General features: G+C 67.6%; 8 protein-coding genes and 3 tRNA genes. 9 read left to right on the top strand and 2 right to left on the bottom strand.

What is annotated here, in order from left to right:
* The first annotated feature begins 208 nt into the window (after nucleotides 1-208).
* The 4 genes from V6D00_13250 (at nucleotide 209) to V6D00_13235 (ending at nucleotide 946) form a co-directional block, all read left to right on the top strand.
* A tRNA-Ile gene (locus V6D00_13250) sits at nucleotides 209-282 on the top strand.
* 16 nt (nucleotides 283-298) lie between these two features.
* Nucleotides 299-371 (top strand) — tRNA-Ala (locus tag V6D00_13245).
* A gap of 157 nt (nucleotides 372-528) precedes the next feature.
* A tRNA-Ala gene (locus tag V6D00_13240) sits at nucleotides 529-601 on the top strand.
* 93 nt (nucleotides 602-694) lie between these two features.
* On the top strand, nucleotides 695-946 hold the full coding sequence (locus V6D00_13235; protein ID HEY9900138.1) for a hypothetical protein: 252 nt from the start codon (nucleotides 695-697) through the stop codon (nucleotides 944-946).
* Here the strand turns inward: V6D00_13235 and V6D00_13230 are convergent.
* Together V6D00_13230 and V6D00_13225 are read right to left on the bottom strand one after the other, a co-directional pair.
* The gene (locus V6D00_13230) at nucleotides 943-1,656 is read right to left on the bottom strand and encodes a hypothetical protein (GenBank protein HEY9900137.1); all 714 of its coding nucleotides are present in this window, start codon (nucleotides 1,654-1,656) and stop codon (nucleotides 943-945) included. The two genes, V6D00_13235 and V6D00_13230, sit on opposite strands and share 4 nt — an antisense overlap.
* A 104-nt stretch (nucleotides 1,657-1,760) precedes the next feature.
* Nucleotides 1,761-2,975 (bottom strand): hypothetical protein, encoded by a 1,215-nt coding sequence (locus V6D00_13225; protein ID HEY9900136.1) that lies wholly within the window; start codon nucleotides 2,973-2,975, stop codon nucleotides 1,761-1,763.
* A gap of 94 nt (nucleotides 2,976-3,069) precedes the next feature.
* Between V6D00_13225 and V6D00_13220 the strand changes: the two genes are divergently transcribed.
* The 5 genes from V6D00_13220 to ftsX all read left to right on the top strand — a co-directional run bounded on the left by V6D00_13220 (nucleotide 3,070) and on the right by ftsX (nucleotide 7,414).
* A complete protein-coding gene (locus V6D00_13220; GenBank protein HEY9900135.1) occupies nucleotides 3,070-3,789 on the top strand; it encodes a hypothetical protein in 720 nt (239 codons plus the stop codon).
* Nucleotides 3,790-3,960: 171 nt separating this feature from the next.
* A complete protein-coding gene (gene csaB / locus V6D00_13215; GenBank protein ID HEY9900134.1) occupies nucleotides 3,961-5,112 on the top strand; it encodes a polysaccharide pyruvyl transferase CsaB in 1,152 nt (383 codons plus the stop codon).
* 1 nt (nucleotide 5,113) lies between these two features.
* Nucleotides 5,114-5,845: a WecB/TagA/CpsF family glycosyltransferase gene (locus V6D00_13210; protein HEY9900133.1), complete on the top strand. Its 732-nt coding sequence runs from the start codon at nucleotides 5,114-5,116 to the stop codon at nucleotides 5,843-5,845.
* A complete protein-coding gene (gene ftsE, locus V6D00_13205) occupies nucleotides 5,842-6,531 on the top strand; it encodes a cell division ATP-binding protein FtsE (GenBank protein HEY9900132.1) in 690 nt (229 codons plus the stop codon). Before V6D00_13210 ends, ftsE begins: the two co-directional genes overlap by 4 nt.
* Nucleotides 6,518-7,414, top strand: a complete 897-nt coding sequence (gene ftsX, locus V6D00_13200; protein HEY9900131.1) for a permease-like cell division protein FtsX — start codon at nucleotides 6,518-6,520, stop codon at nucleotides 7,412-7,414. Before ftsE ends, ftsX begins: the two co-directional genes overlap by 14 nt.
* Nucleotides 7,415-7,504 lie beyond the last annotated feature (90 nt).

The following is a 7,504-nucleotide window of genomic DNA, read 5'->3' as shown; positions in this document are numbered from 1 at the left end:
ACCTCCTTTCTAGGGAGACACGGGGTTTGCCTCAGCGCGAAACCCCATATGTCGAACCAGGTTGATACAAGACCCGCACTTTCTACTCTCAGGCTGGGTAATGACCCAGCGGCTCATTCGCTATCTAGTCGTCAAGGCCCTCGGCTCGATCCCCGCAGCGATGTGGGGAATTGGCTTGGAGACCTTGAGTACAACCGATCGATTTCTCGGGCGATTAGCTCAGTTGGCTAGAGCGCACCCCTGATAAGGGTGAGGTCACTGGTTCGAATCCAGTATTGCCCACTTTCTCGTGTTCTGCGGGGGATTAGCTCAGCTGGTAGAGCGCCTGCTTTGCAAGCAGGATGTCAGCGGTTCGAATCCGCTATCCTCCACTGAATTCCAGGTTTCCAAAGGCGGGTCGCGCTCGAGCGCGACCCGCCTTTTCGCAGCTCCATCATCTTCCGCGTCGCTTGGAAGGGTTGAAACGCCTCGCGACGAGAGGCCAAGCTTGACAAGGCTGGCGTCCTCTGCGACACTCAGCAATGTCGCGGGGGTATAGCTCAGTTGGTAGAGCGCTGCAATCGCACTGCAGAGGTCAGCGGTTCGAATCCGCTTACCTCCACTCGACGGAGGCGGGTCCACGGACCCGTCTCTCTTTTTTTTCGTGCTTGCCGGGGTATAACGCCTCTGGCCGCATCACGCCAGGAGAGGGAATATGGGAACGCGCTTTCTGCTCGAAACTCGCTTCCGCGGCGCCGAGACCGTGGCCTCGCAGCTACTCAAGCACAAGCTGGTGTCGCTGGGCTACCGCTACCGCCCCATGATGAAGCTGGAGTCGGGCGAGATGGAGAACCGCTTCCAGCGCTTCGAGCGCCGAGCCACCGACGACGACTTCCTCGGCGAGGAGACCGAGCGCCTCAAGAACGCCGGGGTCTGGGCGGGGGTCCGCACGCTGCGGCTCGTCTAGATCGCGGCCTTGACGGTACCCTGGGCATCGAGATAGGCCCTCATGCTCTCTTCGACCGACTTCTGTCCGGGGAGCCAGGTGAGGGGGCGCTGGATGACGAGGGTCGCGGCCTGGCGCTTGATCGGGTTCGCCACGTCCCAGAGGCTCAGCCGCTGCACGTTGATCTCGGAGATGCCGCTGAGGGCCTTCTGGACCGTCGCATCGGGCGCGTTCGCGAAAACGCGCTCGAAGGCGGTCAGCTCCTTCAGGGCCGAGAGGTTGGAGCCGCCCACCGGCCAGACGATGTTGATGCCGTGCAGGCTGCGCTCCGAAAGCCCCTGCTCGATGCCGGGCCGCAGCTGCGTCACCGCCTGGGCCGCCCGCCGATCAACGGCGCGAAACATGAAGGGGAAGAGCTTGGCGAGGCTCCCCAGGGCCTGATCCGCCGCTCCGAGCGTCGCCTGGGCCTGCGGCGCGTTCGCGGGGGTGATGGCTCCCAGGCGATCGAAAGAGAGGATGTTCTTGCCCCAGTCGAAGGCCGCCTTCACCGTCTTGATCGGGTGCATCACCAGATCGGCGAGCGCCTTGGCCTTGCCGGGGTCGGGCAGCGCAGGGGCGTCGCTCTTGGCGGGAAGGGCCGGCGTCACGTCCCCCTGAGCGGCGACCGGCGCGGCGAAGGAGGCCGGGCGAACGGGCGAGCGAAGGACGGTCGGATTCGATCGGATGGCCATGGGCAACAGCCTCGCGCAAAGAAGGATCGGGCTCCAGTGGGAGTTGTCGCGCCGGGGAGGGGGATGCTGACGATCCCTCGCCAAAGCTTAATTGAAGCTTTATCTTACTTGCCGCCGCCCGGGTTCATGCCGGCGCCGAGGCCCAGTCCCGCCTGCTTGAGATCGACCACGAGGCCGGAGGCCGCGTCGATCCCCACGCCGAGCGACAGGGGACCCTGGCCCTGATCCAGCAGCCAGATGGGCGTCTGGAAGTTGCCGTAGCGCGGATAGAGGATCATGGTCGTGTCCTCGGTGAGCCAGGGCACCCCGCGCTCGACCAGGGCGTTCTGGAGATCGGTCATGGCCTTGGGGCTGTCGACCTTCCAGGTGTCGGCCAGGTTGGTCCCGGTCCGCCACTCCTTGAAGGCGTCCGGCGCGGGGCCCACCGTCGGGCTCGCCCCGAAGATCGGCACCGCGACCTCCATCGCCTCGAGCTTCTGGGAGTTGTAGAAGAGGTAGCGCCAGCTGCCGTTCTGGAGCTTGCCGGACTTGTCGGCGAGGTCCTTGGTGTAGACCAGGTAGAGGCGATAGCCCTCGCCCCGCTGGTTGTGCAGGGTCGAGGCGGCCTTCTCGAGGTAGTGGGCGGCGCTGCCGGTCTCCCCCCGGAGGGTAGCGGAGGCGCTGGCGCTCTCGGTCGTCTCTGCGGTCGCGACGCTGGTGCTCGCAGCCAGCAGGTCCGCGGGCACCAGGGCGAGCTCGTCGAGCAGGCGATCATTTGCCCGCTTGACGCCGCGCTTGGCGTCGTCCTGGGAGAGCAGGTTGGGGAACGCCCAGCCGAATCGCTCGGCGGCCCAGGAGCCCACGTTGCCGGCCCCGTAGCCCGCGGCCACCGCGCCGAGGGCTGCGATCGCATACGAGCGAAGGTCATTGCCCGGATAGAAGGAGACGACCGGGGCAGGCAGCTGGGACAGGCCCTCCCCTGTCGGGCGCGGCTTGCCCAGGAAGTTGTCGTAGAAGACGAACAGGCCTAGCGGGATGGCCACTCCCCAGGCAAGCTGCCAGGCTGCGCGGGTGCGCTCGGCGCCAACAAGGCGCTCGCTGAGCTCCTGATCGTCGGTGCGCTCGACGAGGGCGCGATCGCCCACCCTCACCGAGGCGGTGCCCTCGCCCTGCCGGATCTCGTAGCTGTGGCTCGACGGGGTGGTCAGCTCGAAGTGGCGTTCCTTGTACTCGCGCACGCGCCCGGACTTGTCATCGGGGACGTCGGCGTAGCCGGCTGAGGCACCGAGCATGAGGATGGTCGCAGCAAGGGCGACGGCGATGGTGTGACGCGGGCGCATGGGGGCATTGTACCATTTGCGAGGGGCCGGAGTTGTGGCCCGAAGAAGCGGCTGATAAACTGAGCCCATTCCGCCCCACTGCAGCGAGGAGCGCATGAGCAACCGCCTGGAGCCCACCGAAGACACCCGCCTCGGCGCCCTCTTGATCCGCGCCGGCGCCCTTGGCCAAGAGGACCTGGAGGCCGCCCTCGCGCAGCGGACTCCCGGCCAGAAGCTCGGCGAGAGCCTGGTCGAGATGGGCCTCACGACCTTCGAGGCCGTGGACGCGGCCCTCAAGGAGCAGCTGCGCGACGCCCGGCTCGGGCAGATCCTGCTAAGGATCGAGGCGATCGCGCTCACGGACCTTCAAGCGGCGCTCGAGGCCCAGACCCGGGCCGGACGAATGCTCGGCGAGCTCTTGATCGAGGCGGGCGCCTCCACGGCCGAGGTCGTGGACTGGGCCCTCGCCCAGCAGAGCGCCGAGAAGCGAACCGGCGCCATCTTCCTGCGTCGCGGGCTCATCGACCACGCGGGGCTGGAGCGGGCCTTCTCGGTGCTCGCTGCCCAGCCCGAGCGGCAGCTCACCGAGATCCTGGTCGAGCTGGGGCTCGTGACGGCCGAGCAGGTCCGCGAGACCCTGCGCCTGAAGCTGCAGGAGACCCGCTTGGGCCGGATCCTGCTCGAGCGCGGCGCCCTGTCTCCCGAGCAGCTGCAGGTGGCGCTTGCCGAGCAGACCGTCACCGGACACATGCTGGGCCAGGTGCTCATCCAGCTGGGCTTCTGCGACGTGCAGGCCGTGAGCGCAGCGCTCGCTCAGCAGTTGATGGAGAGCTGAACAGGGCGCTTCAAGGGTACCTGACAAAACCAGGCAGGAGATAGCCTCTGGCCGCCGAGGGCGGCTGGCAGGAACAGTTTCGTCAGGCGCTCTAATCCTGGTACAATTGTGTCTTTGACGGGTAAGAGCCCCGGCGAACGCTCGGCACCCGGATCGGGGCAGGAGAGACTATTGCACCGGATCGTCGTTTCAGGCTACTACGGCTTCGGCAACCTCGGAGACGAGGCCATCCTCGCGACCATCGTCCAGCAGCTGGGCCAGCGCTGCGAGCTCGTCGTGCTGTCGGCAAACCCCGAGCAGACCGAGGCGGCCTTCGGCGTGCGCGCCGTCTCCCGCCTGGACCTCAAGGCGATCGCCCGCGAGCTGCGCGGGGCGAGCCTCTTCCTCAGCGGCGGCGGCGGCCTCATGCAGGACGTGACGGGCCTCGTCTCGGTCCCCTACTACGGCGGCCTGATGACCATGGCGCGCCTGCTGGGCGTGCCCAACATGGTCTTCGGCCAGGGGGTCGGCCCGCTCAGCCAGCCCCTGAGCCGCATGCTGACCCGCTTCGCCTTCTCCTCGGCCAGGGCCCTGACCGTGCGGGATCAGGCGAGCTACGACCTCCTGCGCGAGCTCGGCATCCGAAAGGATCGCCTCACCCTCGCGGCCGATCCGGTGCTGTGCCTCGAGAGCGCGCCTTCCGCGCGCATCGACGCGATCGCGGAGGCCATCGGCATCGAGCCCGGCCGACCCACCATCGCGGTCGCCCTGCGTCCCTGGCATACCTGGTACGAGCGCCAGTTCAAGGTCCTCACCAGCGCCCTCACCCAGGTCGCCGTCGACCACGACGCCCAGGTGGTGCTCCTTCCGTTCCAGCTGCCCGGCGACGGGCGGATCACCGAGGAGCTGCGCGCCTGCCTGGAATACCGCCCCGAGGGGCACCACGCGCCCGTCGCCCAGCTCAAGACCCCTTTGAGCCCCGCCGAGATGATGGGGCTCATCGGCCGGATGGACCTCGTGGTCGGCATGCGCCTTCACGCGCTCATCATGGCCGCCGCCTCGGGGGTGCCGGCCCTGGGCCTGGTCTACGACCCCAAGGTGGCCCACCTGTGCAGCCAGTGGAACTTCCCGGCGGTCCCCAGCCTCAGCGACCTGGACGACGCCCGCAGCTTCGAGGACCTGCTGCGCTCGGCGTGGAGCGCGCGCGAGGCGCGCGCGGCGCTGATGGCAGGAGTGAGCGAGACCTGGCGCGCCAAGGCGCGGCTCAACTTCGAGGCGATCGAGGCGCTTCTCGGCCTGCCGAGGGCCGCCGGCGCGGTTGATGCGCCCGGCAGGGGGGTATAACGTGAGAGTCAACGTCCTCGGTTTTCCGATCGATCCGCTCGGCGTCGACGACGCGATCGCGCGGGTCCAGGCGGCCACACCCGCCCAGCCGCTGCAGGTGGTGACCATCAACGCCGAGATGGCCATCCAGGGCATGGCGGACCCCGAGCTGGGCGACGTCCTGCGCGGGGCGGGGCTGGTCCTGCCCGACGGCTCGGGGGTGGTCTGGGCCATCCGGCGCCAGGGCCGGCCGGTCCAGAAGCTCGCCGGGGTCGAGTTCGTGGGCCACATGGCCGAGTGGTGCGCGGCAAACGGCAAGCGCATGTACCTGTTCGGGGCGGGCGAGGGGGTCGCCGCCACGGCCGCCGCGACGCTGACGGCGCGCTACCCGGGCCTTGAAATCGCCGGTGTCCGCTCGGGCTTCTTCGCTCCGGAAGAGGAGGGCGCCATCTTCGAGGAGATCCGCGCGGCGCGGCCCGACGTGCTGCTGGTGGCGCTCGGCGTGCCCCGGCAGGAGAAGTGGATCCAAGAACACCAGGCGCTCCTCGGGGTCCCCGTCGCGATGGGGGTCGGCGGCAGCTTCGACGTGCTCGCGGATCGGGTCAAGCGGGCGCCATTGGCCTTCAGGCGCCTTCACCTCGAATGGCTCTTCCGCCTCATCCAGGAGCCCTGGCGCTGGAGGCGCATGAGCGCGACGCTGCCCCGCTTCGCTTGGCTGGTCTTGAGCGAGAAGTTAGGAGAGAACCGGGCGTGATTCGGATCAAGCAGGTTTCAAAGATCTACCCCACCGGGGTCAAGGCCCTGGTCGGCCTCAACCTCGAGGTCCAGAGCGGCGAGTTCGTCTTCCTGGTCGGGCCTTCCGGCGCGGGCAAGTCCACGCTGCTCAAGCTGCTCTACCGATCCGAGCTCCCCACTTCGGGCCAGATCATGGTGGGGGGGGTGGACGTGAGCCGCCTGCCCCACCGCCAGCTCTCGACCCTGCGCCAGCGCATCGGGGTGGTGTTCCAGGACTACAAGCTCCTGCCGCAGCGGACGGTCCGGGAGAACGTGGCCTTCGCCCTCAAGATCCAGGGCACGGCCCGCAACGAGCTCGAGAAGCGGGTCAGGTCCTCGCTGGACCTGGTCGGCCTGCGCGACTACTCGGACGCGCTGCCCCACCAGCTCTCGGGGGGCCAGCAGCAGCGGGTCTGCCTCGCGCGCGCCATCGTCAACACCCCCCCGCTCTTGCTGGCGGACGAGCCGACGGGCAACCTGGACCCCGAGACGTCCTGGGAGATCATGCGGCTTTTGACCAAGATCAACATGCACGGCACCACGGTCGTGGTCGCCACCCACAACAAGCTGGTCGTCGACAACATGCGGCGCCGCGTCGTCACCATCGATAACGGGCGCCTGGTCCTGGACCAGGCGAAGGGAGTCTACTCGGTTGGAGTCAATTAAGCGCCTCTGGCGACAGTTCGAATTCATCTGCGAGGAAGCCCTCGCCTCGATCACCCGCTCGCTCTGGATGAGCTGGGTGGTGATCGTGACCATGGCGGTCTCGCTCTCGATCCTGGGCGGCTTCTGGCTGCTCTCGGAGGACCTCAACGCCCTGGCGCGCTCGGTCGGCTCCAAGATCGAGATCATGGTCTTCCTCAGGGACGACGCGGGCCCCAACGCGACGGCCTCGCTCATCCGCCAGCTGCCGGATGTCGCCTCGGTGGACCTCATCACCCGCGAGGAGGCATGGAAGAACCTCCAGAGCGAGATGCAGTCGGAGTTCCGCTTCGAGAACCTGGTCGAGAACCCGCTGCCCAACACCCTGCGGGTCAAGATGACCGACCCTGACGCCACCCCGGCCGTCGCCGAGCGGATCTCGAAGCTCTCGGCGGTCGAGGACCTCAAGTACGGGCGCGAGCTGCTCGCCAAGATCCAGCAGATCGCGGGCTTCACCCAGCTGTTGGGCCTCGTCGTCACCGGCCTGCTCTTGATGGCGACGCTCGCGGTCATCGGCAACACCATCCGCCTCGCGGTCCAGAACCGCCGGCGCGAGATCGAGATCATGCAGCTGGTGGGGGCGAGCGAAGGCTTCATCCACTGGCCCTTCATCCTGGAAGGGATGTTCTTCGGCTTCGCCGGGGCGGCCATCACGGCGGCGGTGCTGTTCAGCTGGCGCATCTTCGTGGTGAGCAAGCTCCAGGAGCTCTTCCCCTTCATCCCGCTTTCCGCCGACCCCGTGGAGACGCTCAGAATCGTCGGCTACCTCGCCGCGATCGGAATGGGCATCGGAGCCGTCGGGAGCCTGTTCTCGGTGACGCGCAACCTGCACCGTAAACCCAGCTAGGGCGTCTAACAAAACTGTTCCTCCAAGCCGCCTGTGGCGGCCAATAATCGACACAGGCCTGGTTTTGTTAGATGCTCTAAGCACGCAAAG

Origin of the sequence: Pantanalinema sp. (assembly GCA_036704125.1) — a bacterium.
Taxonomy (GTDB): Bacteria; Cyanobacteriota; Sericytochromatia; order S15B-MN24; family UBA4093; genus JAGIBK01.
The sequence above is the reverse complement of the archived record's forward strand: the minus strand, read 5'-3'. Positions and strand labels throughout refer to the sequence as shown.